The organism is Faecalibacterium sp. An122, from assembly GCF_002160895.1.
GTDB lineage: Bacteria > Bacillota > Clostridia > Oscillospirales > Ruminococcaceae > Faecalibacterium.
Window position 1 is genome coordinate 100,778 of the sequence record NZ_NFLL01000001.1, and the last position, 24,073, is coordinate 124,850.

A 24,073-nucleotide genomic window follows, 5' to 3' on the forward strand; every position below is an offset into this window, starting at 1 on the left:
TTTCACAGTTTCGCAGAAGCGCAGATCAGACTTTGCGCACCAAACCTGCCAGCATCTCAACAACGGCAGGATCGCGGTGGTCAAAGAAGGAGCTGACCCCGGTGTCCATGGCGGCGATGGCAGCCATGTCCTCTTTGGAGAGGGTAAAGTCAAAAACATCGAAGTTTTGCTGCATCCGCTCCTTCTTGACACTCTTGGGAATGCAGACAATCCCTCTCTGGAGCTGCCAGCGAAGCACCACCTGGGCCACGCTCTTGCCGTACCTGGCGCCGATGGCGGCCAGAGTCTCGTTGTGGAACAGGTCATTGTGTCCCTCGGCAAAGGGAGCCCAGCTCTGCATCTGTACCCCCTTGGACTTTATGTAATCCTGCGCCGCCTGCTGCTGGAAAAAAACGTTGCACTCCACCTGATTGACAGCCGGGGGCATTTCGTTGAAAGCAATCAGATCGGCCAGGCGGTCGGGGTAAAAACTGCATACACCGATGGCCCGGATACATCCGGCCCGGCACAGCTCCGTCATGGCCCGCCATGCGCCATAATAATCGCCCAGGGGCTGGTGGATCAGATACAGGTCCAGGTAGTCCAGCCCCAGGCGCTGCATCGAGGCCTCAAAGCCGCGCATTGCCCCTTCGTAGCTGGCGTCCGAAATCCATAACTTTGTGGTGATGAACAGCCGGTCCCGCGGCACGCCGCAGGATTGGATCGCCCGGCCCACGGCCTCCTCGTTGCCATAGGATGCAGCTGTGTCAATCATGCGGTAACCCACGTCGATGGCGTCCCGCACCGCTTGCTCGCAGACTGCCGGGTCTTTGATCTGGTAGGTGCCGAAGCCCAGAACGGGCATTCCGACGCCGTTGTTGAGGGTCACATATTCCATAAAATAACACATCCTTTCTGATTCTGGTATAGGTCAAACCTGAAAATGCTTTCCCGTCTCCGGGGGCTGTTTTCGCGTTCGGCCGTACAGATGTTAGGGGCATAGCCGACAGCCGGACTAACCGCGTCAGCGGGATGATCCCGGCGGCTCGGTCTGTATACAGTATAAAAGAAAGCGGGTTCCAGCAGAAGTCTCCATTGGTTATGCAGCGTATACCTTTGGGTTATCAGTTCCCGGCAGATTTTTCGGGGTGTTTTCAACAGACGAGCCCCCGGCCCGCCCCAAAGGGACAGGACAGGGGTTTTTCCTACATATAAAAAAATCGAGACTTCAGGAGAAGTCTCGATTGGTTATGTTGTTGTTACTGAAAGGTTTAAGCTCTGGGCGCGGCTTTCTGGACCGTTTCCAGAAAGGCGGCCACCAGGGGAGCGGGTTCGGGGGCGTGGAGCAGGCCGAAAGGTATGGTGTAGCCCCAGTCCACCGGCAGGATTTTGAGCAGCGGATGGACATAGTGCCAGCTCTCTACTGCCATCAGAACACAGCCCCGGTTCTCGCAGTCGTTGAAGACGCCGGTGTCGTAAAAGTCGAAGTCCACGATCTGGATTTGGGGATGGTTTTTCCAGATGTCATCCCGCAGAAGGTCCACATAATGGCTCCACCCGCGCCGGATCAGCATCAGCTTTTCGCCGTAGAGATCCTGTACCGTCAGGCTGTCTTTTTGGGCCAGCGGGTGGTAGGTCGATACAGCACAGCAGATGGGTTCCCGGGAAAGTTCCAGTCCGGCGCAGTGGCGGAGCTCCAGCATGGTATCGTCAAAGATGCCGGCCACCACATCGATGTTCTGGCCAAGGTTGGATAAAATCTCCCGGGCGTTTTGGGGCGTGTTGTCGAAGGGAACCAGTTGGAACTTGAGGTCGGGGCGGTACTGCTGCACCCGGGGCCAAAGATCCACCAGGAACTGGGCCGGCGTCATGGGGGAGGTGCCGATGCGGATTACTTTCTCGCTCTCCTGCATGGCGTTGCGGGCCCGCGTGATGGAGTCGTTGCAGTACTGAATGATGTAGCGCGCATCCTGGTAGAGACTCTGGCCCGCCGGGGTAAGCTGCAGGCCCCGATGGGTGCGCACGAAGAGCTGCAGGCCCAGACTCTCTTCCAGCAGGTTGATCTGTTTGATGACCGCAGGCGGCGAGATGTACAGCCGTTCGGCGGCTTTGTTGAAGCTGCCGGCGTCCGCCACACACAAAAATGTATCGAGCTGCGGGTTATACACACAGATCACCGTCCTTTTGAATCACTGGTTTTATTGTATCGACAGGAAAAAGGCTTTGTCAAGGCTCAGCGCTCAAAAAGCAAAACAGGGGTGTGCCCATCCGGGCACACCCTTGTGCGTGGAAAATCAGAAATTCAGCGTTTGCCGGCTTCATCGGTATAAGTGAGGAAGGGGCACTGCTTTGTTTTGGCGGATCTGCAAAAAAGTCATCTGCATCGTTGTCTTTAGGATATCTTCAAAGGTGCTAAAAGACAACGACCGGTCAGGAAAGTCTCTTTCATAAAATGAAAAGGTGCGCACGCCCCCTCGGTGTGAACCCCAACGTTACAACTGCATAACCAATGGAGACTTCCGCTAAAATCGAATTCCTTTTATACTGTATACAGACCCGGCAGCAGGATCTTGTATCCGCCGCCGGGGTAAAGCAGAAATGAAAGGAGTTTTCCCTATGAAGCGATTAACTGCCATTTTCTTCAGCCTGACCCTGTCCCTGGGCCTGGCAGCCAAGCTTTCGCCCACGATGCCGATGTAATGAGCTGGCTGTTCAGCCACCGGAACGATTGACAAGCGGAAAGAGAAGATATCGATGCAGATAGGAACACCCGGCCGCAGCTTGCAGGTGTCGTTGGTGGGGCTGTATGTTTTTTCCCCCGCCGATGCACAGGACGCAGGCACACTGCTGCGGCAGGCTTATGATCTAGGTTACACCTTTTTGACACGGCTGAGGTGTACGGTACCCCGGCGGACCCGCATAGCAGCGAGCGGCTGGCAGGGGAAACCCTGACTCCTGAACGGCATGGAGATGTCGGAGGTGTTCGGTGGAACGAAACTGACCGTACAATGAATATTTAAGGAGGTTTTCTTTATGGAATACGCAACTTTAAATAACGGCGTCAAGATGCCCATGGCGGGCATTGGCACCTTCCTGCTGACCCCCGACGAGGCCGAAACTTCGGTCCTCAGCGCTCTGGAAGATGGCTGCCGTCTCATCGACACGGCCAACGCCTATCTGAACGAGAAAGCTGTGGACCGCGCCATCCGCGAGAGCGGCCTGCCCCGGGAGGAGATTTTCCTGGAGACCAAGCTCTGGCCTTCCTTCTACGAACAGCCCGATGCAGTGGACAAGACCCTCGAACGGCTGGGCACCGACTGCATCGACCTGCTGCTCATCCATCAGCCTGCCGGCAACTATCTGGCCGGCTACCGCCAGATGGAGAAGGCCTGCCAGGAGGGAAAAGTCCGGGCCATCGGCCTGTCCAACTTCAATCGGACCCAGATCGAGGAGATTCTCTCCCGGTGCAAGGTCCGGCCTGCGGTCCTTCAGACCGAGGTTCATCCCTACAACCAGGAGAAGGAGCTGAAGGCTTTTCTGGATGAGGGAGCTATGGTCATTCAGGCATGGTATCCCCTGGGCCATGGGGACAAGACCCTGATCCAGGAGAAGGTCTTTGCTGAGTTGGCGCAGAAATACGGCAAGAGCAATGCGCAGATCATCCTGCGCTGGCAGATTCAGAGCGGCAACATTGTCATTCCTGGTTCCAGGAACCTCGCCCATATCAGGGACAATTTCGATTTGTTCGACTTCACCCTCACCGACGAGGAGATGAGCCGCATCGCTGCCATGGACCAGCGCAAGCGCTACTATACCAGCACCCCCGAACTGCTGCGCCGCTACGCCGAGATCGTGCCCGACGTGGACGGTCAGAAGTGAGCCCAGTTTGTCACATTTCAGAAGGGAGAGAAGCATGCTATGCGCACAGATTTTGGCGTAAAATCCTGGTTTTATCCTCTGCCGGTTCTCATCATTGGGACATGGAATCCTGACGGCACAACCGACGCCATGAACGCCGCCTGGGGCGGCCTGTACGATGCCGACAAAGTGGTCCTCTGCCTCAGTGAGGGTCACCGCACCACTCGGAACATTCGGACCAATGGAGCTTTCACCGTCAGCTTTGCCGATGCGGAACACGTCACAGCCGCCGACTACGTCGGACTGGTGTCGGGCAACAGCGAACCCCACAAGATGGAAAAAGCCCATTTCCACCCGATCAAGAGCGCGCATGTCAACGCCCCTCTGATTCAGGAACTGCCGGTGGCGCTGGAATGCAGGTTTTTGAAGGTAAATGAGGACGGCAATATCATCGGCCAGATCGTCAATGTCAGTGTAGACGAGAGGGTACTGGACAGCGATGGGAAACTGGACATGGAGAAATTCCGACCCATTGCCTTTGAGCCTGCAAACAACGGCTATCATGTGCTGGGCGGACGTGTGGGCAATGCATTCCGCGATGGCAGCAAATGTAAGTAAGGGGGCAGCTGGATGTGTGGGCTGTGGTGGAGCTGACCGCCCATATCCATGTTGGTGTCCTCCTGCTATGTTGGCTGGGTAAAGTCCCGCACCATCAGATACTCATTCCCTCGCGTCTCTACCATTTTGAATCCCGCTCTTTGGTACAAACGAAGGGCGGGATTTTCTGCCTGGACCGAAAGGGAAACTCGTTGATATCCCTGTTTTTGCAATAAGACCAGCAGACCGTCCAGCAGCTGGGTCCCGATGCCCTGCCCGCGGCAGTCCGGGAGCAGGGAAAGGGCCAGGGAAGGGGTATGGTTGTCGATATGGCCGTAGTCCTCCATAATATGGCTCCAGGCTACCCCTGCCGCTTTGCCGTCCACCTCAGCCACAAGGCAGAAATCGCCGGGCCGTATGCCGAAGTCCTCGATATAGACCCGCAGTTCCGGTAAATCCACCACCGTTCGGGGCGGCGGCTCTGTACCCGCTGGCAGATAAATAGCTTGATAGAGAAATTCCCGGAGCAGCCCTGTTTCATCCGGGCGCATCCTGCGGATGTGGACGGAACCATGTTTCATAGCCCAAGCCTCCTGATCGGCTGCCGTATCACTGTTTTCAGCCGCTCCGGGCTGCACCGGCGGGCATCACTGAGATAGATCTCGTGGTGAAAGCGGCCTTCCCCGAAGTCCGCCTCATAGCCCTGGGCCCTGGTATATTCGTTCATGACCGCCACGGTGGCGGGCTCGGCGTCGTAGGGGCCGATATGCATGCACTGGACACAGAGACCTTCCTCCCAGGAGAAAAACTCCACCTTGGAGAAATCCTGCTGCTTCTTTTCGGTGGCCTCCCGGATGGCCCAGTCAAAGGCCTCACGGGTCACAAACTCGGGCAGCCGGATCATGGAAATCCACTGAAAATCCTGCTTGCGGGTGTAATCTACGCCCCGGGTGTTTTCCTGCCACCAGAGCCCCTCCAGAGGAGGCACTACATAGTCGAAATAGCCCTCCAGCTGATGCTGGCCCTTCCTGCTCATTTTGATGGTGAAGGCCACGGCGTACAGCATCCCCAAAGCCTGTTTGTAGGCGCCGTCTTCCTGGTTGGGGTCGCCCTGGCCCCGCACTGCCAGGAAATTCATGGCGGGCACCGTGACAATACCGGGCGTTTTGGGCGGCAGATAAAATTCCTTGTACTCTTTCTTGTAATCAAAGGGCATTGGATGGCACTCCTTTCCAATTTTCCAGCCGGGCGGATACCGAGGCCCGGAACGCTTCATCCGACAAAGCCGGGTCCCGCACCTGTTCCCACAGAGCGCAGGGAAGATGCGGGCAGCCTCCGCAGCCGGTGCGGTGGTTTTTGTGGACGGCACATGCATAGAGGGGACAGGCTTTCCCGGCGGGAGCGTGAAAAACACGTCCATTGCACTGGTTGCAGCCAGGGCATTCCTTGGAATGGAGGGGACAGGCGGCACATTCCAGCCCGCAGGCGGTCAGACCCAGCGCCGCCCGGCGGGCCTTTTTGCTTTGTCCCGCCAGCACCAGGCCATAGGACTGGTCCAGCATGTTGCGCAGCAGAGAGTCTGGCACTGCGCCGTCGGGTCGCACCGAAACCCAGCATCGCTTGTCGGAATAATAGCCGGGGAGGATGTCCGGATACTGCCCCCGGAGGAATTCCGACTCCATAGGGTCCAGCTTGAGGTTGATGTAATAGGGCTTGCCGGCGTCGTCCAGACAGAGGGCCGCAAACATTTTGCCGCCGATGTGGTAGCGAATCCAGTTCCATACCGGCTGAAAATCCTTGGTGACGCCCCGCTTGTTCATAAGGTATTCGTCCAGCCACAGATAACGCATCGGTCAAACCTCCTTTTGGTATCGCTGAGCCAGCCGCCGGGTCAACTGGCCTAGCCGGTCCCTCAGCTGGGCCGGTTCGGTCAGCTCGGCGCCCTCCCCAAAGGTCAAAACCCAGCTGAGAACGCTGTCCGCATCGGGGAAACTGTGATGGAACCGGAGCCGGCCGTCCGGCTCCACCGTGAAGCTGTCAGCTCCATATTCCTCCACCAGCCTCCAGCGGCAGGCCGGATCAAACAGGACCGTAACCTGATAGTTGGCGGGGAAAACCCGGTCCGGCGTCAGGTCCGGCAGAGGGGCCGCCCGGGGCACAAAAGCCTGGCCAGCGGTCAGCCCGGTCATACGGTTGAGCTTGAACAGACGGAAGTCCTCCCGAGTCTGGCACCATCCCCAGACGTACCAGGCAGACCACTGAAACACCAGATCATAGGGCTCGATGACCCGCACCGATTCCCCCTTGGGCGAAAAATAAGTAAAGCGCAGGGTGTGGTGCTGCTGGATGGCGGACTGAATGGATTCGATTTTGGGGGCCAGGCTGGTCTTGTACCAGGAGGAAAGGTCAATCAGGATATGAGAACCCCGCCCGCCGGCGCCGGCCGAAAGTTTTTCCATCAGCTGGGCATAGCGGCGGGTACCGCTGACGCTGTCCAGACTTTGCAGCCCCGCCAGAATGGCCTGCATCTCGGGGGTGGTGAGGACAGTTCGGTCCACCCGGTACCCCTCCAGAATCGAAATCCCGCCGCCGGTGCCCTGAGCGGTGGCGATGGGAATCCCGGCCTGGCACAGGGATTCAATGTCCCGCTGGATGGTCCGGCGGGACACCTCGAACTGTTCCGCCAGCTCGGGCGCGGTGACCTTTTCCCGCTGGAGCAGGATGGACAGGATGCCGATGAGACGCTCTGTTTTCATGGGCTGCGCCGCCTTTCCGATTTTTCTGTGTTATACCGTGTCCGCCAAAGCGGACAAAAACCAATCCGCGCAACGCGCGCACCTCCAGGTCAAATAGCTGCTTTTGCAGCTATTATACCGTGTCCGCCAAAGCGGACAAAAACCAATCCGCGCAACGCGCGTACCTCCAGGTCAAATAGCTGCTTTTGCAGCTATTATACCACAGGGGTGCGACAGCTGTCTGTCATGTTTCGCTTTTTATGGAAGACCTGAACCCCAAAATCCGGACCGGCTGCCCGGTAGAAAAAGCAGCCAGCCCGACATGCCAACTTTATTTTGTGCAGGAAAAGCGTCTGTTTGCCGCAATGCCCTTGAAAAATACATGATTTTAGGGTATTCTTAACAAAAAAGAATGGCGTTTTGGCGAATAAGTTTAAACAATTGTCACAGATGGCCGGAACGTGGAACGGACAGGGGAGGATAAAAGAGAGAAATGGGTGTGGATGGACAGGCCGGGTGAAACCGGCCTGTACGCTGTAGGCTTCCATGGCAAATGAAAAGGAGCTGTCATCATGGAATCGAAGGAATCGAAAAGGCAATTTTACCTCAAATGGCCCTGGGACTGGGTGGTCTACGTCCTTTTGGTGATCCTTTTGAGGATTTTTGCCATTCCGTTCATCTACCTGATTATGCGGTGGAACAAAAAGCACCGGCCCGATGTGCCGGAGGAAGGCTTTTGTGTTCAGCAGACCCGAAGGCAAATTTCCAAACTGTGGATGTCGCTGGTATTTCTCCTGGTGGCTCTGTGCGGCGGAGCTGTGTTTGTCGCGGGCCTGCTGACTGATGAGCGCACCTGGGAAGAATATGCGATGATGGCCGGTGGAGCGGTGGTGGGGCTTGGCTCGCTGGCTCTGGCCATTTATGTGGGCTATACATCCCTGCGGGATGTCTTTTGCCCCGAGAAGAGCACGCTGGCCCAGTCCATCCGGTCCCAGATGCCTTACCCTGAGGAGGCGCCCAGCGCCCGGGAAATGTTCGCCATGGTGGACAAGGATATCCAGGAAAACGGCGAATGGTTCGACAAAGTGGCTGTGGGCAAGGAATGGGTCTTGGGAGAGCAGGCTTCTTATATACCCCGCATCCGGGCGGTATTTCCGCGGGATGAGATTGTGCACCGCCATGCAGGCGGCCGCGTCCAGACCAGCCGAATTGTAGAGCTGTGGATTATGGATGACCGGCATCAGGTCCAGTCCACTACATTGAAGGATTACCGGGAACTGCAGCCCCTGGTGGACTGCATCCAGCTGCGGGCGCCCGACGCTCTGATCCTGCCCTACAATGAGTTCGACAGGTACAACTTCATGGAGGATGAGGAGTGGGAAAAGGTGCTGCAGGACTTCCGTCTGCGGGATGGCCGGCGGAAAGCCAGCCAGCCCCGCACGGAATCGCAGCCGCCCCAGAATATGGTCCTCACCCGGGCGGACGGTACGGTCACATCCCGGCTGTCGATGGATATTCTTTCCCAGACGCTGGAGGAGTGCCTGCAGTCCCCGGAAGAAACCTTTTTCCTAACGCCGTCCCGCCCCATCCAGGGAGAGAAGGGCGCGTACATGGAGCTTTTGTGCTCGGCGGGTACGGCGCTGGAAGGCAAAGTCCGGATGCTGTTGGTGGAAGCCCCGGCGCAGCAGGGCAGCCAGCCGGAAAATGGCCTGCATGGCATGGTGAGCCCGGAGGAAGCAGAAAAAGTTCTTGCGGCCTGGCTGGGCGGAAAGATGCCGAATACAACAGGCTGGACCCAGGTTCAGCTGAGGATGGAGCAGCAGGAAAACCCGCAGGAACTCCGGCCGCCCAAACTGTCCCTGGTCTCCCGCCGCGGCGTCAGCCAGAACCACGAAAACTTCACTCTGGAGGACGTCCAGGTGGCGGCAGACGGCATGGTGGACGGCAGCTACCAGCAGGTGGATTTGACCCTGCCCGGCGGGTGGCTCTGGATGCGACTGGTGGCGGGGAATGCCGATGACGGGCGCTGCACCGTTCTGGTGACCCGCGCAGACCCGGACACGCTGCGCATGTTCAAAATCAAGACCACCCCGCGGAAGGCGGCCGCCTGGCTGATGGACTTTGCCCGTGGGCAGTTCCGGCCGGATTGGAGCCAGTGGGAAGATATCACCAAAGAAGTAGAAAATCAGTAACGGAGGAATCAAAAATGGGCAAGTTTTTCAGTGACGCAGTGGAGACGGCGCTCCAGTACATCTACTATCAGGAGCGGCAGGGAAAAGGCTGGGAGGGCCTGGAGCTTCTGCAGCAGGCTTCCGCCGCCGGAGATGGCGACGCCAGCTGCATTCTGGCCCGGTGCCTGTGCGGTCCCCAGTATGTGTGGCAGGGCCATGGTTTCCCGGAGGATGACGAAAAGGCCACTCTGCTGTACCACAAAGGCGTGGAAGAGGGCAGCGCCCTGGCGGCGCTGATCTGCCTGCGCACCGGAGATATGACCCCCTCGATGGAAAAGAAGATGCCCTTTGCCAGCCTGCAGGAGGCTTTCAATGTGGTTCTGGAAAAGGCCAAAGGGGGCGAGCCCTTCTGCCAGTTTGTGATCGGCAACGTGTATTTCTGGGGCGATTACATCCGGATCGAAAACAAGGGTCCCGACGCCTTCCCTGACATGGGTGCCTTCCGCGATTAAGTGGTCGAGAACATCCCCAAGTGCGAGGATTGGTTCATCAAGGCCTATAAGAACGGCGTCTATGCCGCGGGCGACAACCTGCATCATTTCTATGAGGCAGGCGAGGAGGGTCTGATCCCGCCGCAGCCCGAGAAGGCCAAGGGCCTCTATCGCATCGGCGCGGAAATGGGCCACCCCATCCACCAGTTCTATTGGGGCAACGAGCTGAACGATGCCGGCCAGAAGCAGGAGGCCCTCCACTGGTATCAGGAGGCGGTCGCCGGAGGCGAAATGCGGGCACTGTACCAGATTGGCTGCCTCTATGAAGAGGGCGAGGCCGTACCCCAGGATTACGCCAAGGCAGCCCAGTGCTATGAGACCACACTGAACCTGGATGGGTATTCCATCGGCAGCCACAACCGCCTGGGCGCAATGTACTTCAACGGCAAAGGCGTCCCCCAGGACTATGCCAAGGCCTTCCAGCTGCTGAGTTGGGCCTACAATCAGGATAGCCGCTGGGGCGTGTTCTATCTGGGCAAGTGCTGCTTCTATGGCCTGGGCGCCCCGCAGGACTATGCCCGCGCCCGCACCTATCTGGAAGAAATGACCTGGGAAAACAAAGAGGCCAATTATATGCTGGGCTATATCTACGCCCGGGGCCTGGGTGTTCCGGCGGACATCAAAAAGGGCGTGGCCCTGCTGCAGAAGGCCGGCGACCGCGCCGACGCGAAAGAGGAGCTGCTGCGCTACCGCAAGACCCTCTTTGGCAAGTGGGTGGTGCGCTGAGATAAGCGGTACAAAGAAACAGTAAAAAGGCCCGGCCCGCCGCATCATAACAGACACAAAGGGCTGCCGGGTGAATCATCGGGCAGCCCTTTGCGTTTTGGGTTATCTTGAGAGTCTGTTATGGAGGGAAAAGGAGGATGTCTGTGGAGACGTCGATGTGTAGGGAATACGCTCAAAAGGTTTTGTCCAACTGCTCCAAAGTAATTTTGGGCAAGGAAGATGTGATTGAGAAAATTCTGGTCTGTTTCCTGTGCTCCGGCCATGTGCTGCTGGAGGATAAGCCCGGCACCGGTAAGACCATGCTGCTGCGGGCTTTTGCCCGGACGGTGGGCGGGGACTGCAGACGGGTACAGTTCACGCCCGATCTGCTCCCTTCGGACCTGACCGGCATCAACTTTTATAACCAGAAAACCGGGGAGTTTGAGTTCCGGCCGGGGCCGCTGTTCAGCCATTTTGTCTTGGCGGATGAGCTGAACCGCGCCACGCCGCGAACCCAGTCGGCCCTGTTGGAGGCCATGGAGGAACGCCAGATCACGGTGGATGGCGTTACCACCAAACTGGAGGAGCCCTTTATGGTGCTTGCCACCCAGAACCCCCAGGAATCCTTTGGCACCTTTCCGCTGCCGGATGCCCAGATGGACCGGTTTTTCATGCGGCTGTCCCTGGGTTATATGCAGCGGGAACAGGAACTGGAAGTCATTGCCCGGCCTTCGACCCAGGCCATTCTGGAAAGCCTGGAAACTCTGGTGACGCCGGAACAGACCGCCCGGGTGCGGTCGGCCTGCGGCGAGGTGAAGGTGAGCGACGATGTGAAAAACTACCTGATGGATATTGTGGAAGCCACCCGCACCCGCAGCAGCTTTGCCGGCGGCGTTTCCACCCGGGGCGCCATGGCTTTGTATAAGGCGTCCCAGGCGCTGGCGGCAGTGCGGGGCAGGGAGTATGTCATTCCGGAGGACGTCAAAGAACTGGCGCCGGCGGTGCTGTGCCACCGCCTGACCCTGGGCGGCGGAATGAACACGGAGGCGGCGGCCCACCGGATGCAGCAGCTGCTGCAGAGTATCCCGGTGCCGCTGGAAAAACTGTGACGTTCCTGGTGTTCGTGCTGCTCCTGGTGGTGCTGGCGCTGGCTCTCCAAACCTATGCCAGAAACCATGCTCTGGACGACCTGAAAGCCTCCATGATGCCGGAGGATCTGCTGGCCGAACCGGGGCAGCCCGCCCGCTTGTGCCTGACTCTGCGCAACCAAAAGGGCTGGCCGCGGCCTTTGGCTGCGGTAAAGCTCCATCTGGGCCCCGAATTTGAAGGCGTCAACGGCGATTTCATCCAAAAAGACCTTTTGAGCAGCGGACATACCGTCCGGTATGTCACCTGGCTCAAACCGCATCAGGAAGTTTCCTTCCAGGTAGAGGTACAGCTCTCCCGGCGGGGCCGCTACCTGCTGGAGCCTCTGTACCTGAGCAGCGGGGACTTTCTGGGCATGACCGAAATCAGCCGCCGGGTGACCGGCTTACAGGAACTGATTGTTCCGCCCCGGGAAGGGGATTCCCAGGCGCTGGATGAGACGCTGGGCGGCTTTTTGGGAGAGCTGTCAGTCAACCGGTTTTTGTATCAGGACCCCATCCTGACGGCAGGATACCGCCCCTATGTCAGCCAGGACCCTATGCGTGCCATTTCCTGGAAGCAGAGCGCCCGCGGCATGGGACTCATCAGCAAACAATACGACTCCACCACCGAGCCGCGGGTGACGGTGCTGGTGCACGCCGACGCCCCGTCGGAAGATCAAATGCCCATGGTGGAGGAATGCTATTCCATGGCGCGGACGGTCTGCCGGACCCTGGAGGAAAAGGCGATCATCTACCGGATGGCGGTCAATTCCACCTTTGATGTCCTTGTCAGCGGGGCTCTTGTGGCAGGCAGCCAGTGGAACAAGCCTCTGGAAACCGGCTGCGGCTACGGGCCGGAACATTTCCGCCGGGCCCTGGAAATTCTGGGCCGGGCCATGGGCCAGCCTGCGGAATCCTGTGAGCGGTTCTGCGCGGAATATTTCGGCTCCGGCAGCCAGGACAGCTGTATCGTGATCACCACCGAGCCGGAAGAAACAGTGCGGCCCTGCCTGCGCCTGGCGCCAGGCCGCAGCCTTTTGATCCTCAGGCCGGAACAGACAGCTGGAAAGGAGGATGCAGAATGATCACGGTATTTCTCTATGGATTGCGGATGATGGCCGACCTGCTGACCTATGGCTCCTTTGCCTCCTTCTTTGCGGCCTGCCTCGGCGGTCAGCCTGCGCCGCTGCTTCTGCTCTTGCCGGCTGTCTGCTATGGAATATCCGCCTGCTTCTTGAGCCGTCCCATCCTGCGGACAGGCTGTATGGTGGTTGCCCTGCTGGGAGTGCTGCTGGTGCCGGATTGGGTGGACCGGGCAGCCTATCTGCCTGCGGTTTTCTATCCCTTATATCTTGTCTGGCGGGGTGAATACCTCCTTTCGGCGGACCGGCAGGCGGATGTTTTTCTCATGTTCTGCAAGGCTTACCCTGTCTTTGCCCTCCTCCTTGGTCTGGCCTGGAATGGCAGGGTGATGCTGGAGGTTTCGCTGCCTCTGGCTATCTGGGCCGTTTCCCTGCAGATCTTTCTGATGCGGGTGCTGCGGCAAGCGCCTGCCGTGTATCGAAGCCCGGACTATCTGCTGGGAAATGCTGGCCTGCTGCTGGGTGTGGGCGCGTTGAGCTTTCTGCTCAGCCGTTCTGCAGTCATGAGCGCCATACAAACCGCTGTGGGTGCAGTGTATTTTGGACTGGTGGTTCCGGTTCTGACGGTCCCGCTTTCCATCGCGGCGTGGGCGGCAGAACATCTGCTTCTGCCGGCCATCACAGCACTTTTGTACTGGATTGCAGCCAGAAGCGGAAATCAGGACCCGGCTGCGCTGGGAAGCGCCGCGGACAGCGCCCTTCACAGCAGTGATTTAAACCTGTCGGGGGAGTCGCTGCTGGACGGCACATGGCTGCTGACGGTTGCGGGCCTGGTCCTGCTGGGAATCGGCTGTATCCTGCTGTTCCGCCGTTTGGTCCAAAAGAGCAAAGCCCCTCTGGTCGGGGCGGGCGAGGTCGAAACCCAGCAGGTTTCCCGCAGAACACGCCGGAGATGGCCCTCCTTTTTTCTCAGTCCCAATGCCCGGGTCCGCCGCGCCTACAGCCGGTATTTGGAGCAGCAGGCCCGCCATGGCGTTGCCCGGCGCCCGTCGGAAACCAGTTTGGAACGCTTGGGCCGAACGCCGTTCCTGCGCCCGGATGCCGAACAGCAGCTGCGCCAACTCTATCTCAAAGCCCGCTATGGAGAATGTGCCACGCTCCAGGATGCCTCGGCGGCAGAACGCCTCGAAAAGATGCTGGAAAAGCCGGATGAATCCGACGGCGAAGACAGCTCCGTTTGAAAGAGAACTGTTTCAATCGATCACAAAACAGGAGACCCCAATATGGACACAGCAAAGCGTGAAGAAAAGATCCGCCTTTGGTTTGCGATGTGGCTGCGGCAGCAGGACCTGGGCATCCGGGAACTGTTTGCCCCGGACGCAGTCTACACCGAGAGCTGGGGGCCGCAGTATCATGGCTGCGAAGCGATTCTGCATTGGTTTCAGGAATGGAACACCCGGGGCACGGTGCTGGAATGGGAGATCCGACAGTTCTTCCACAAAGACGGCCAGACGGTGGTGGAGTGGTATTTCCGGAACCAGATGCAGGACGGGCGGGTGGAAGCCTTTGACGGCGTCACTCTGGTGGTGTGGAACGCCGCCGGTCAGATTCAGTCTTTGAAGGAGTTCGGGTGCAACTGCGATACCTATGATCCCTACCAGAACGGGCCCGCGCCGCACTTCCGGGATGAAACAGCCCGGTGGTTTTGACGTGCTTGTATGAGGCCGCAGCCGATTTCTGAAAGCAATCCCGCAAAACAATCCGCTGATTCTTTGCCCTTGGGCGGAGAACGGCGGATTTCTTTTTGGAAAGGGGCCAGATATACGTCCGGTGGAGGCTGCTCCCGGCATGGATGCCCTTATAAATGGAACCTTTCCGGCGGCAGGAAGCGGCCCGGTGCAGTGCACTCCATCGTCCTTGACAGGGGATGGGCTTTGTGCTATCCTATAATTAACGATTAAGTTAATTGTTAATCGTAATGAGACGGAAAGGGAGGAATGAGCTTTGAGCTTGCAGCATACATTGAAGGCGCTGGCGGACCCGATCCGGCGGGAGATCCTGAACCTGCTGAAAGGCGGACGGCTTTCGGCCGGAGAGATAGCCGATCATTTCCCGGTGACGGCGGCGTCCATTTCGCGGCACCTGTCGGTGCTCAAGGACGCGGACCTGATCCGCGACCAGCGGGAAGGAAAGTATATCTATTATGAGCTGAACGCCTCGGTGCTGGAGGAGGTCATGCTCTGGATTACGGATTTGAAAGGGGAGTCCGGCCATGAAAAAGATGATCGCGGAGAATAAAGGAAAACTGGTTGTTTCGTCTCTGGTTATTCTTCTGCCCGGCCTGCTGGGCTGGCGGATGGCATGGGAGGCAGTGATTTTTCTGGCAGCCCATTGGCTGTGCCTGCTGCTGGTGTTTGCCGACCGGCGCAACCGGGAGGGCCAGAGCAAAAAAGCAATAGGGCTGGTTTTCTGGCTGCTGCCGGTGATTTCGCTGTTGTCGGGGGCGGTGGTGGCAGGCCTCCAGCGCGGGTATAATGGCGCAGATTTCATGATTATTGTGATGAACCTGGGGTTTGGCCTGCTGTTTTTGCTGATCGGCAACTATATGCCCAAGTTCCGCCAGAATGCCACCATCGGAATCCGGGTCAAGTGGACCCTGGAAAATGAAGAAAACTGGAACGTCACCCATCGCTTTGGCGGCAAGGTGTGGGTGGCGGCAGGCCTGGCCTGCATGATAGCGGCTCTGCTGCCCTCTGCGGCGATGGCGGTGGTGTTTACGGCCGCCATTGTGGCGGCAGCCATAGTGCCCTGCATCTATTCCTATCTCTATTACCGGAAACAGCTCCAGGCAGGTACTGCCGTTCGGATCCAGTCCAGCCCCCGGCAAAAAGTCATCGGGCTGGTGATTCTGGTGGCAGTGGTGGCCTTTGTCGGCTGGGTTCTGTTTGCGGGCAGCCTGGAAGTGAACTTTGGGGACACCTCCTTTACCGTGGAGACCGGGTACTGGTCCGACCTCACCGTGAATTATGACTCCATCGAGTCGGTGACCTATCAGCCGGGAGACACCGCCCCCAGCGCAGGGGTGCGCACCTACGGCTTTGGAAACTTCCGGATGCTGATGGGCTCTTTCTCCAACGACGCCTATGGCAATTACACCCGCTACACCTACGCCTCCTGTAAGGACAGCGTGGTGCTCAGCGTCCATGGGGAGACCATCGTTTTGAATGGCCCCGACACCGCCTCCACCCAGGCCCTTTGTGAGGAACTGACGGCCCAGCTGGCGGCCCGGTGACCGCGGCCTCATCCCTTGCGCGGCGCGGGAAAATCTGCTATCATAAAGCCAAAAGAAACGCCGAACAGGGGAATGGAGGACGTCCATATGGGATTCATCGCAACGTTGACACTGGTTTTTATTGTGCTGAAATGTCTGGACCTGATTGCCTGGTCCTGGGTGTGGGTGTTCTGCCCGGTGTGGCTGACGGTTCTGCTGGTGGCGGTGCTGTTCCTCCTGATTTTGGTGGGCGGCCGCATCAAGAACGGCAAGTGGTAACCATAAAAACTCCAGCAGGGGGCGAAAGCCCCCTGCTTTTTTGATGCCCCGGCGGGCCGGTCCTATGGCGAAGCCTGCCAAACTATGCTATACTGAATCTGTTGTATACAGCCCTCTGCAGTTGCTTCGGAGGGCGGACTGTAAAGTAAGGAAAGGAGCGCTTTTATGGCGAATCTTTATGCCCTGACCGGGCCCGACCGCATGACCTTGTACTGGGACCTTCCGGCCCAGCCGTCCGAGCGGTATGAAATCTTGTTGGACGGCGTGCCCTGCGGCAGCACCGATAAAACTCATTTCACCTTCCAGGGCCTGACGCCCCGCACCCGCTATGCCGTCGAGGTGCGCCCGGTGGGGAGCATCCAGGTTGTGACAGAGGGAGAAAAGCAGCCTTTGGATGTGACGGCAGAGCCCTGGGGCGCAGTAGGGGACGGCAAAACCGACAACACCGCCGTCCTGCAGCGGGTTCTGGACGCCTGCGGCCCGGAGGAATATGTCTATTTCCCGGCGGGCGTCTATCGCACCGGCGCCCTGTTTGGCCACAGCCATCTGGAAATCTGGCTGGACAAGGACGCCGTCCTGCAGGGTTCTTCCCGGCCGGAGGATTATGAACCCCGCATCCTGAGCCGCTTTGAGGGCACTGAGATGATGTGCTATGCCAGCCTGCTGAACTTTGGCATGCTGGATCACACCGCCGGGCCCAACTGCGAGGATGTCCGCATCTGGGGCGAGGGCACCATCTGCGGCGGCGGATACGATCTGGCCTGGGGGACCATTGCCTCGGAGCGGGAACGGATGAAAGAGGAGCTGGCCGCCATGCAGGACCTTGTCAAGACCTGCGAAAATGAGAACACCATCCCCGGCCGGGTCCGGGGCCGGCTCATCAACCTGAGCAACTGCGCCCATGTGCGGATTTCGGGCCTGACCCTTGCCGACGGCCCCAGCTGGAATGTCCACATGGTCTACAGCCGGGACATTGTCACCGATCACTGCACCTTCCGCTCCAAGGGCATCTGGAACGGCGACGGCTGGGACCCGGATTCCAGCGAGGACTGCACCCTCTTTGGCTGCACCTTCTACACCCAGGACGATTCGGTGGCCATCAAGTCGGGCAAGAACCCCGAGGGAAACTGCATCAACCGTCCCACCCGGGGAATTCGGGTGTTTGACTGCCGCAGCAGCTTTGGCCATGGCATCTGCATTGGCAGCGAGATCAGCGGCGGGATTAAGGATGTCCGGATCTGGGACTGCGACCTGGAGGACTCCCAGTTCGGCGTCATGGTCAAGGGCACCAAAAAGCGGGGCGGCGGCGTGCAGGGCTTGTCGGTGCGGCGCTGCCGTCTGCCCCGGGTGCTGGTCTGCCAGGTGGGGTACAACGACGACGGCGTCCCCGGTCCTCATCCGCCGGTGTTCCGGGATTACCTCTTTGAGGACCTGACCCTTACCGGCCTCTATCGGGATGTGGACGGCGACGGCAGCATGAAACCCTGCGCTCCGGTGGAGCTGGCAGGCTTTGACGTGCCGGGCTATGAGCTGGAACAGGTGACCCTCCGCAACCTTTGCCTTACGGGCTCGGAAACCCGCCAGCTGCTTTTGAAGGACTGCAGGGGCGTGTGCATGGAGAACCTGAATTGCGTTCCTTGAGGGGTGGTCCGCCGGTTTACTTTTCCCGGGAAATCCTTGTATAAACACGGCTTGGCTTATGAATCGTAAAAAAATCCGTCCAAAAGCCGAAAAAACGGTAGCATTCTCACAATTTCAACTTTTTTGTGGTGTATAATCAGAGGACTGGCAGCATCTGCCAAGGCAGGAAATCATGAAATCTCAAGGTAAATTCAAGGTTGAATCAAGATTGCCTCAAGATGAACATGCTATGCTGTTGGTAAATGAAAAGGAGGAATAATACCGTGTTTAAAAAGAAAAAACAACAGGAGGACAAGGACGGCCAGAGCGTTTCGCTCAGCCCGGGGACCGCAGGCGCAGCGCCGGCGGCAAAGGGCGCCAAGCCTTTTCTAAAGCGCAACTGGAAAAAGATCGCCGCAGGCGTCTGTGTGGTGGCTGTGGCGGGAGCCCTTTTCCTGCCCAGGAACAGCGCCAGCAAGACTGCAGCCAACATTTCTTACATCGAGGTGGCGCCGGAACAGCGCAGCATCACCAATGTGTTCAGCGATTCCGGCACCATTACGGCGGCCAATACCTATGAGGTCAAGGCCCTGGTGCGGGGCAAAGTGCTGACCTCCGACTTTGAGGAAGGGGACGTGGTCCAGGCAGGGGATGTCCTGTACACCATCGACAGCTCCGATGCGGCCAACAGCGTGGAGCGGGCCCAGCTGTCCCTGAATCAGGCCCAGCGCAACTATGAGGACGCCGTCAACGCCCAGTATGTCCGCACCGATATCGGCGGCACCGTGGTGTCGGTGAAGGCTGCCCCCGGCGACGCCGTCTCGGCCGGGCAGGAAGTGGCGGTGATCCGCGACGACTCCACCGTCCTGCTGACCCTGAATTTCCCGGCTGCGGACGCCGCCGGGTTCAGCGTGGGCCAGACCGCCCAGGTCACCCTGGACGGCACTTATGAGACGGTCACCGGCTCCATCCGCTCGGTGTCCGGATCGGATACCCTGAGCACCGGCAGCCTGCTGGTCCGCACTGTGGTGATTGCAGTGCCCAACAACGGCAGTTTGACTTCTGCCCAGGCCGCCACCGCCTCGGTGAACGGCGTGGGCGCTCTGGGCTCCGCCCGGTTTGCCTACCAGAAGGAGCAGACCCTGACCGCTTCGGCTTCCGGCACCGTCGCAGCCCTCTGCGTCCAGGAGAATGCCCGGGTGAACAGCGGCGATGCCATTCTGCAGCTCACCAGCGACAGCCTGACCCGCCAGGTGGAGACCGCCTCCGACAACCTCCGCAGTGCGGAGCTGTCGCTGGATGACGCCCAGAACACCATGGACAACTACACCATCACCGCCCCCATCAGCGGCACCATCATCCAGAAGAACATCCAGGCCGGCGAGACGGTGGGCAGCGACAGCTCCACCACCACCAGCCCCATGTGCATCATCCATGACCTGAGCTATCTGGAGCTGACCTTGAACGTGGACGAACTGCAGATCCTCTCCATCAAGGAAGGGCAGTCGGTGTCCATCACCGCCGACGCCGTCCAGAACAAGACCTTTGAAGGCGTAGTGACCAACGTTTCCTCGGCTGGCACCACCACCGCCGGCACCACGACTTATCCCGTCACCATCCGCATTGAGAACTTCGGCGAGCTGCTGCCCGGCATGAACGCCACCGCTGAAATTGTGGTGGCCAGCGTCCAGAACGCTCTGTCCATCCCCAATGCCGCCGTGGTGCGGGGCAATTACGTCCTGGTGACGGCAGACTCGCCCAGCGCGTCCAACGCCGTCAGCGAGATGACCGCCCCCGAGGGTTACGTCTACGTCAAGGTGGAAACCGGCGTCAGCGACAATGACTACATTGCAGTGACCAGCGGCCTGCAGGCCGGCGACACCGTCGCCTATGACGCCTCGGCTGTAGCAGCGGGCGGCATGGGTGACGACATGGCGGTCATGGTTGCCGGCCCGGGAGGTGGTCCGGTATGAGTGCGCTGATTGAGTTTGACTCGGTCTGCAAGTACTACCAGATGGGCGATACGGTGGTTAAGGCCGCCGACCACATCTCGATGAAAATTGAAAAGGGCGAATTTGTGGCCATCGTGGGCCAGTCCGGTTCGGGCAAGTCCACCTGTATGAACATTATCGGCTGCCTGGACGTCCCCACTTCCGGCACCTACAAGCTGAACGGCCGGGACGTGGGCAGCATGGACAAAAACGAGCTGGCCGAAATCCGCAACGAGCTGCTGGGCTTTATCTTCCAGCAGTACAACCTTCTTCCCAAGCTGAGCCTGCTGGAAAACGTGGAGCTCCCGCTGGTGTACGCGGGGCTTTCCCGCAGCGAACAGCACCAGCGGGCCAAAGAAGCGCTGGAACAGGTGGGTCTGGGCAACAAGCTGGACAATAAGCCCAGCCAGCTGTCCGGCGGCCAGCAGCAGCGTGCCTCCATTGCCCGGGCCCTGGTGGGCCGGCCGGCGGTGATTCTGGCCGACGAGCCCACCGGCGCTCTGGACAGCCACACCGGCCGGGAAGTGCTGGGCATCCTCCAGAAACTGCACAAGCAGGGGAACACCGTAGTCCTCATTACCCACGACAACTCCATTGCGGTGCAGGCCGAACGAATCATCCGCCTGGAGGACGGCCGGATCGTCTATGACGGCGATTCCCATGCACCGGAGGCAGTGGTCCAGCCCAACTATATCCCCCAGGAAGAGGAAGAAACGGAACAGGAGGGCAGCGTATGATCTATGAAACCTTCCGTCAGGCCCTGAAAAACATATGGAGCAATAAGTTTCGCACCTTCCTGACCATGCTGGGCATCATCATCGGCATTATGGCCGTCATGGTGATTGTGGGGCTGGGCAACGGCCTGACCCTGAGCATGCGGGAGAGCGTGTCCTCCATGGGCATGAACCTGCTGCAGGTCAGCGTCATGGGCCGCGGCGCCCGCACTGTGGATGTGGACGATGTCTACGCCATCGTGGAGAGCCGCCCCGACCTCTACTCGGGCATTTCGCCCATTGTCAGCATGACCGGCACCGTCAAGGTGGGCACCAAAACCTATAGCCGGACCAGTGTCTCGGGCATCAGCGAAGTGTACTTTGGAATGACCGGCACCGCTATTGAAAAAGGGCGGCTGCTCCAGTATGTGGACTGCGCCGACTACAAGAAAATCTGCGTGGTGGGCTCCTATGTGGATCGCGTGGCCTATGGCGGCAACGCCATCGGCCAGACCATCAAGGTGGGGGACGACCAGTTCACCATTGTGGGCGTCCTGAAATCCCAGGTGGAGGACCCCAACCTGCAGGAGGGCAGCAACGACGACACCATTTATGTGCCCTACACCACAGCCCTGCGCCTCAACCGCAACAGCGTGGTGTCGGCGTACGGCGTCACCACCGTCAACGAGAGCCAGGTGTCGGAGGGCAAAGCCGTCCTGGAAGCCGGCCTGAAAAAGCTGCTCAACTCGGACAGCGGCTTTTACGTCACCAGTCTGAGCGAGATGCTGGCCACCCTGGGCTCCATGATCAATATGGTGGTCATGGTTCTGACGGCCATTGCCGCCATCTCTCTGCTGGTGGGCGGCATCGGCATCATGAACATCATGATGGTGTCGGTGGCGGAGCGCACCCGTGAAATCGGCATCCGCAAGGCTCTGGGCGCCAAAGAGCGCTCGATTCTGGGCCTGTTTGTCACCGAAGCCGCCACCACCTCGGCGCTGGGCGGCGTGGTGGGCATCCTGCTGGGATATCTCATCTCGGCGGGCGTCAACCAGGTGCTGACCATGACCAATGCAGGCATGACCATCCAGCCCTCCATGGGTTCGGTGATGGTGGCCTTTGGGATTTCTGTGGGCATCGGCGTTCTGTTCGGTTATCTGCCGGCCAAGCGCGCGGCGCGGCTCAACCCCATTGAGGCTCTGCGCTATGATTAAAGAGGGAGGAATACACGAGATGAAAAAACGGTTTCTTGCACTTTTGCTGGCCGTCTGCATCGCCTGCGCCATGCTGGTTATGCCTGCTTCGGCCACCAGTGCCAATACGGCGGTCCAGACGGCGGTGATGCTGGGAGGCCTGACCTCCGAGCAGACCGCCGGCCTGAATGCAGCCCTGACCCGCGGCCAGCTGGCCCGGCTGCTGGTGGCTTTCTCGCCCTATCGGGAGAGCGCCGCCTCCCAGGGGACGGCCGGAACCCTGTTCACCGATGTGAGCGGGGATGCACCCCTGGCCCCTTACATCCGCATCGCCGTCCAGCAGGGCTGGATGAGCGGCTATACCGACGGCAGCTTCCGGCCCGACAACCAGATCACTCTGGAGGAGGCCTGTGCCGCTGCCCTCAACCTGCTGGGCTATGATGTCACCACCCTCAGCGGCACATTCCCCACCGCCCAGCTGAACAAGGCCAATGAGCTGGGCCTGCGTACCGATTTGAACTGCGCTCCCGGCCAGGTGATGAATCTGGAGGACGGCTCCGTCCTTCTGTACAACGCCCTGACGGCCAAGAACGGCAGCGGTGAGGTCTACGGCTCCACCCTGGGCTTCTCGGTCACCGATGGCCAGGTATCGGTCTCCTCGGTGCTGCTGGGCAGCCTGGAAGGCCCCTTTGTAGCGGGGCAGGGCACCCAGCTGCCTTTCACCCCGTCGGCGGTCTACCGCAATGACACCGCCACTGCCTCGGCTGAGCTGAATCCGTACGACGTCTACTACTACAGCGCCAACGCCAAGACGGTCTGGATCTACTCCAAAAAGGCCGCGGGCCGCATCACGGCCGTGGCCCCCTCGGCCAGTGCACCCACCTCGGTGACGGTGGCCGGCACCGAATACACCATCGGCTCCTCCTCGGCCGCCTCGGTTCTCTCCTCCCTGAATGGCGGCGGCGTGGGCCAGGTGGTCACCCTGCTGCTGGGCATGGATAACCAGGTGGTGCAGGTTCTGACCGGCACCCAGGCCGACGAGGTCTTTTATGGCGTGGTGCAGAACTCCGCCCGCAGCCTGGTGGAAGGCAACGGTGCCGACGTGCTGCAGAGCGTGGCGGTGGCCTGCACCGACGGCGTGGTGCGGACGGTGAATGTGGACAAGAGCCTGAATTTCCCGGCTGGCATGCTGGTGGAAATCACGGTGGACGAAAACGGTGAGAATGTCCGCTCCATCGATACCAAGTCCATCAGCGGCACCTTCAATGAGACGGGCACGGCCTTTTCCGGCACGGCCCTGGCAAACGGCGTTGAGATTCTGGACACAACGGCGGAGGGTGTGGCTGGGGCGATAAGCCCCAGCCGACTATCGGGGGTAACCCTGAACGGCAGCGATGTCCGCTACTACACCACCAACGCCCAGGGCGAGATTGACCGCATGATCCTGAACAACGCCACCGGCGATCTGTGGACCTACGGCGTCCTGGACGACGTCCGCAACCTGACCAGCGCGGTGGGCAGCACGGTGGACAGCTCCCTGGGCCGGCCCAGCACCACGGTGCCCGGCACCACCGGGAGCACCAGTACCGGCAATGTGGCGGCGGATGTGGCCGACCTGGTTCTGCCCAGCACCAGCGATATCCTGTACGGCATCATTGACGGCAGCATCGCCAGCACGCTGTGGGACAGCCTCACCAGCAGCACCGGCAAGGTGGCCGCCTATGCGCTGCAGCTGGCCTCCAAAAACACCAGCGGCGCCCTGAGCAATATTCTGGGGTATCTGGGCACCGGCGCCAACTATGTCTGCTATATCAACGGGGAAAACACCACCCTGCAGACCTCGGTGAAATACCCGGTGGTGGCCGGCGGCATTGCGGTCAGCAAGAGCCCCACCGGCACTGTCAAATCCATGATTCAGCTGATGCCCACCATGATTGATCAGATCGGCGCGGCGTCGGTCATGAGCGGGAACACCCGCTACGAGACCGCCGACAATATGCAGGTCTATCTGTGGTACAAGGGCCAGTATTTCACCACCAGCCTCTCCCAGGTCAACCCCCAGGACTATCACCTGATCGGTTGGTATGACAGCCTGGGCTGCGCGGCAGGCAATAAAATCCGTGTGCTGGTCGCCGTGAAGAAAGATTGATTCATTATCCCCCTGTTTATAACAATGCGCCCCGCAGTGGTTCTCAAGCCGC

23 protein-coding genes are annotated in these 24,073 nt (G+C 59.4%); 17 read left to right on the top strand and 6 right to left on the bottom strand.

Going from position 1 to position 24,073, the window contains the following annotated elements; all coding sequences use genetic code 11:
• Nucleotides 1-25: 25 nt before the first annotated feature.
• Nucleotides 26-877, bottom strand: coding sequence for an aldo/keto reductase (locus tag B5E67_RS00425; RefSeq protein ID WP_087381660.1), 852 nt, complete (start codon nucleotides 875-877; stop codon nucleotides 26-28).
• Nucleotides 878-1,250: 373 nt separating this feature from the next.
• A complete protein-coding gene (locus B5E67_RS00430) occupies nucleotides 1,251-2,147 on the bottom strand; it encodes a LysR family transcriptional regulator (RefSeq protein WP_087381663.1) in 897 nt (298 codons plus the stop codon).
• Nucleotides 2,148-3,012: 865 nt separating this feature from the next.
• Here B5E67_RS00430 and B5E67_RS00435 point away from each other — a divergent pair.
• Both B5E67_RS00435 and B5E67_RS00440 read left to right on the top strand, forming a co-directional pair.
• Nucleotides 3,013-3,858 (top strand): aldo/keto reductase, encoded by an 846-nt coding sequence (locus B5E67_RS00435; RefSeq protein WP_087381666.1) that lies wholly within the window; start codon nucleotides 3,013-3,015, stop codon nucleotides 3,856-3,858.
• A 39-nt stretch (nucleotides 3,859-3,897) separates the two neighbouring features.
• On the top strand, nucleotides 3,898-4,455 hold the full coding sequence (locus tag B5E67_RS00440; RefSeq protein ID WP_087381668.1) for a flavin reductase: 558 nt from the start codon (nucleotides 3,898-3,900) through the stop codon (nucleotides 4,453-4,455).
• Nucleotides 4,456-4,520: 65 nt separating this feature from the next.
• On the opposite strand, the gene B5E67_RS00445 is transcribed toward B5E67_RS00440, so the two are convergent.
• The 4 genes from B5E67_RS00445 to B5E67_RS00460 are packed head-to-tail and all read right to left on the bottom strand — an operon-like array spanning nucleotide 4,521 to nucleotide 7,190.
• Complete coding sequence (locus B5E67_RS00445) at nucleotides 4,521-5,015, bottom strand: GNAT family N-acetyltransferase (RefSeq protein WP_087381671.1); 495 nt, start codon at nucleotides 5,013-5,015, stop codon at nucleotides 4,521-4,523.
• Nucleotides 5,012-5,650: a GyrI-like domain-containing protein gene (locus B5E67_RS00450; RefSeq protein ID WP_087381675.1), complete on the bottom strand. Its 639-nt coding sequence runs from the start codon at nucleotides 5,648-5,650 to the stop codon at nucleotides 5,012-5,014. Before B5E67_RS00450 ends, B5E67_RS00445 begins: the two co-directional genes overlap by 4 nt.
• Nucleotides 5,640-6,284, bottom strand: a complete 645-nt coding sequence (locus tag B5E67_RS16060) for an MmcQ/YjbR family DNA-binding protein (protein WP_087381678.1) — start codon at nucleotides 6,282-6,284, stop codon at nucleotides 5,640-5,642. Before B5E67_RS16060 ends, B5E67_RS00450 begins: the two co-directional genes overlap by 11 nt.
• 3 nt (nucleotides 6,285-6,287) lie before the next feature.
• Nucleotides 6,288-7,190 (bottom strand): YafY family protein, encoded by a 903-nt coding sequence (locus B5E67_RS00460; RefSeq protein WP_087381683.1) that lies wholly within the window; start codon nucleotides 7,188-7,190, stop codon nucleotides 6,288-6,290.
• Nucleotides 7,191-7,741: 551 nt separating this feature from the next.
• Here B5E67_RS00460 and B5E67_RS00465 point away from each other — a divergent pair.
• The 15 genes from B5E67_RS00465 (at nucleotide 7,742) to B5E67_RS00535 (ending at nucleotide 24,021) form a co-directional block, all read left to right on the top strand.
• Nucleotides 7,742-9,361: a hypothetical protein gene (locus B5E67_RS00465; protein WP_087381686.1), complete on the top strand. Its 1,620-nt coding sequence runs from the start codon at nucleotides 7,742-7,744 to the stop codon at nucleotides 9,359-9,361.
• Between the two features lie 14 nt (nucleotides 9,362-9,375).
• Complete coding sequence (locus B5E67_RS00470) at nucleotides 9,376-9,852, top strand: sel1 repeat family protein (protein WP_087381690.1); 477 nt, start codon at nucleotides 9,376-9,378, stop codon at nucleotides 9,850-9,852.
• The gene (locus B5E67_RS00475; RefSeq protein WP_087381693.1) at nucleotides 9,853-10,617 is read left to right on the top strand and encodes a tetratricopeptide repeat protein; all 765 of its coding nucleotides are present in this window, start codon (nucleotides 9,853-9,855) and stop codon (nucleotides 10,615-10,617) included.
• Between the two features lie 143 nt (nucleotides 10,618-10,760).
• Nucleotides 10,761-11,705 (top strand): MoxR family ATPase, encoded by a 945-nt coding sequence (locus B5E67_RS00480; RefSeq protein ID WP_242956689.1) that lies wholly within the window; start codon nucleotides 10,761-10,763, stop codon nucleotides 11,703-11,705.
• Complete coding sequence (locus tag B5E67_RS00485) at nucleotides 11,702-12,808, top strand: DUF58 domain-containing protein (protein ID WP_087381698.1); 1,107 nt, start codon at nucleotides 11,702-11,704, stop codon at nucleotides 12,806-12,808. Before B5E67_RS00480 ends, B5E67_RS00485 begins: the two co-directional genes overlap by 4 nt.
• The gene (locus B5E67_RS00490) at nucleotides 12,805-14,046 is read left to right on the top strand and encodes a DUF4129 domain-containing protein (RefSeq protein WP_087381701.1); all 1,242 of its coding nucleotides are present in this window, start codon (nucleotides 12,805-12,807) and stop codon (nucleotides 14,044-14,046) included. The genes B5E67_RS00485 and B5E67_RS00490 overlap by 4 nt, the downstream gene beginning before the upstream one ends.
• 42 nt (nucleotides 14,047-14,088) lie before the next feature.
• Nucleotides 14,089-14,514: a nuclear transport factor 2 family protein gene (locus tag B5E67_RS00495; protein WP_087381704.1), complete on the top strand. Its 426-nt coding sequence runs from the start codon at nucleotides 14,089-14,091 to the stop codon at nucleotides 14,512-14,514.
• Between the two features lie 295 nt (nucleotides 14,515-14,809).
• On the top strand, nucleotides 14,810-15,103 hold the full coding sequence (locus tag B5E67_RS00500; protein WP_087248690.1) for an autorepressor SdpR family transcription factor: 294 nt from the start codon (nucleotides 14,810-14,812) through the stop codon (nucleotides 15,101-15,103).
• On the top strand, nucleotides 15,078-16,097 hold the full coding sequence (locus B5E67_RS00505; protein ID WP_087381707.1) for an SdpI family protein: 1,020 nt from the start codon (nucleotides 15,078-15,080) through the stop codon (nucleotides 16,095-16,097). The genes B5E67_RS00500 and B5E67_RS00505 overlap by 26 nt, the downstream gene beginning before the upstream one ends.
• Before the next feature lie 87 nt (nucleotides 16,098-16,184).
• Nucleotides 16,185-16,355, top strand: coding sequence for a hypothetical protein (locus B5E67_RS00510; protein WP_204228847.1), 171 nt, complete (start codon nucleotides 16,185-16,187; stop codon nucleotides 16,353-16,355).
• Nucleotides 16,356-16,520: 165 nt separating this feature from the next.
• Nucleotides 16,521-17,996, top strand: coding sequence for a glycosyl hydrolase family 28 protein (locus B5E67_RS00515; protein WP_087381710.1), 1,476 nt, complete (start codon nucleotides 16,521-16,523; stop codon nucleotides 17,994-17,996).
• Between the two features lie 263 nt (nucleotides 17,997-18,259).
• On the top strand, nucleotides 18,260-19,948 hold the full coding sequence (locus tag B5E67_RS00520; protein ID WP_087381713.1) for an efflux RND transporter periplasmic adaptor subunit: 1,689 nt from the start codon (nucleotides 18,260-18,262) through the stop codon (nucleotides 19,946-19,948).
• Nucleotides 19,945-20,703: an ABC transporter ATP-binding protein gene (locus B5E67_RS00525; RefSeq protein WP_087381716.1), complete on the top strand. Its 759-nt coding sequence runs from the start codon at nucleotides 19,945-19,947 to the stop codon at nucleotides 20,701-20,703. The genes B5E67_RS00520 and B5E67_RS00525 overlap by 4 nt, the downstream gene beginning before the upstream one ends.
• On the top strand, nucleotides 20,700-21,893 hold the full coding sequence (locus B5E67_RS00530) for an ABC transporter permease (RefSeq protein ID WP_087381719.1): 1,194 nt from the start codon (nucleotides 20,700-20,702) through the stop codon (nucleotides 21,891-21,893). The genes B5E67_RS00525 and B5E67_RS00530 overlap by 4 nt, the downstream gene beginning before the upstream one ends.
• A 19-nt stretch (nucleotides 21,894-21,912) precedes the next feature.
• Nucleotides 21,913-24,021, top strand: a complete 2,109-nt coding sequence (locus B5E67_RS00535; RefSeq protein ID WP_087381722.1) for an S-layer homology domain-containing protein — start codon at nucleotides 21,913-21,915, stop codon at nucleotides 24,019-24,021.
• Nucleotides 24,022-24,073: the final 52 nt, after the last annotated feature.

Coding starts and splice junctions, on each gene's coding strand:
- B5E67_RS00535 (WP_087381722.1), top strand. CDS start 21,913: ATGAAAAAACGGTTTCTTGCACTTTTGCTGGCCGTCTGCATCGCCTGC.
- B5E67_RS00425 (WP_087381660.1), bottom strand. CDS start 877: ATGGAATATGTGACCCTCAACAACGGCGTCGGAATGCCCGTTCTGGGC.
- B5E67_RS00525 (WP_087381716.1), top strand. CDS start 19,945: ATGAGTGCGCTGATTGAGTTTGACTCGGTCTGCAAGTACTACCAGATG.
- B5E67_RS16060 (WP_087381678.1), bottom strand. CDS start 6,284: ATGCGTTATCTGTGGCTGGACGAATACCTTATGAACAAGCGGGGCGTC.
- B5E67_RS00515 (WP_087381710.1), top strand. CDS start 16,521: ATGGCGAATCTTTATGCCCTGACCGGGCCCGACCGCATGACCTTGTAC.
- B5E67_RS00530 (WP_087381719.1), top strand. CDS start 20,700: ATGATCTATGAAACCTTCCGTCAGGCCCTGAAAAACATATGGAGCAAT.
- B5E67_RS00435 (WP_087381666.1), top strand. CDS start 3,013: ATGGAATACGCAACTTTAAATAACGGCGTCAAGATGCCCATGGCGGGC.
- B5E67_RS00495 (WP_087381704.1), top strand. CDS start 14,089: ATGGACACAGCAAAGCGTGAAGAAAAGATCCGCCTTTGGTTTGCGATG.
- B5E67_RS00450 (WP_087381675.1), bottom strand. CDS start 5,650: ATGCCCTTTGATTACAAGAAAGAGTACAAGGAATTTTATCTGCCGCCC.
- B5E67_RS00440 (WP_087381668.1), top strand. CDS start 3,898: ATGCGCACAGATTTTGGCGTAAAATCCTGGTTTTATCCTCTGCCGGTT.
- B5E67_RS00490 (WP_087381701.1), top strand. CDS start 12,805: ATGATCACGGTATTTCTCTATGGATTGCGGATGATGGCCGACCTGCTG.
- B5E67_RS00510 (WP_204228847.1), top strand. CDS start 16,185: ATGGGATTCATCGCAACGTTGACACTGGTTTTTATTGTGCTGAAATGT.
- B5E67_RS00445 (WP_087381671.1), bottom strand. CDS start 5,015: ATGAAACATGGTTCCGTCCACATCCGCAGGATGCGCCCGGATGAAACA.
- B5E67_RS00460 (WP_087381683.1), bottom strand. CDS start 7,190: ATGAAAACAGAGCGTCTCATCGGCATCCTGTCCATCCTGCTCCAGCGG.
- B5E67_RS00465 (WP_087381686.1), top strand. CDS start 7,742: ATGGAATCGAAGGAATCGAAAAGGCAATTTTACCTCAAATGGCCCTGG.
- B5E67_RS00470 (WP_087381690.1), top strand. CDS start 9,376: ATGGGCAAGTTTTTCAGTGACGCAGTGGAGACGGCGCTCCAGTACATC.
- B5E67_RS00505 (WP_087381707.1), top strand. CDS start 15,078: ATGAAAAAGATGATCGCGGAGAATAAAGGAAAACTGGTTGTTTCGTCT.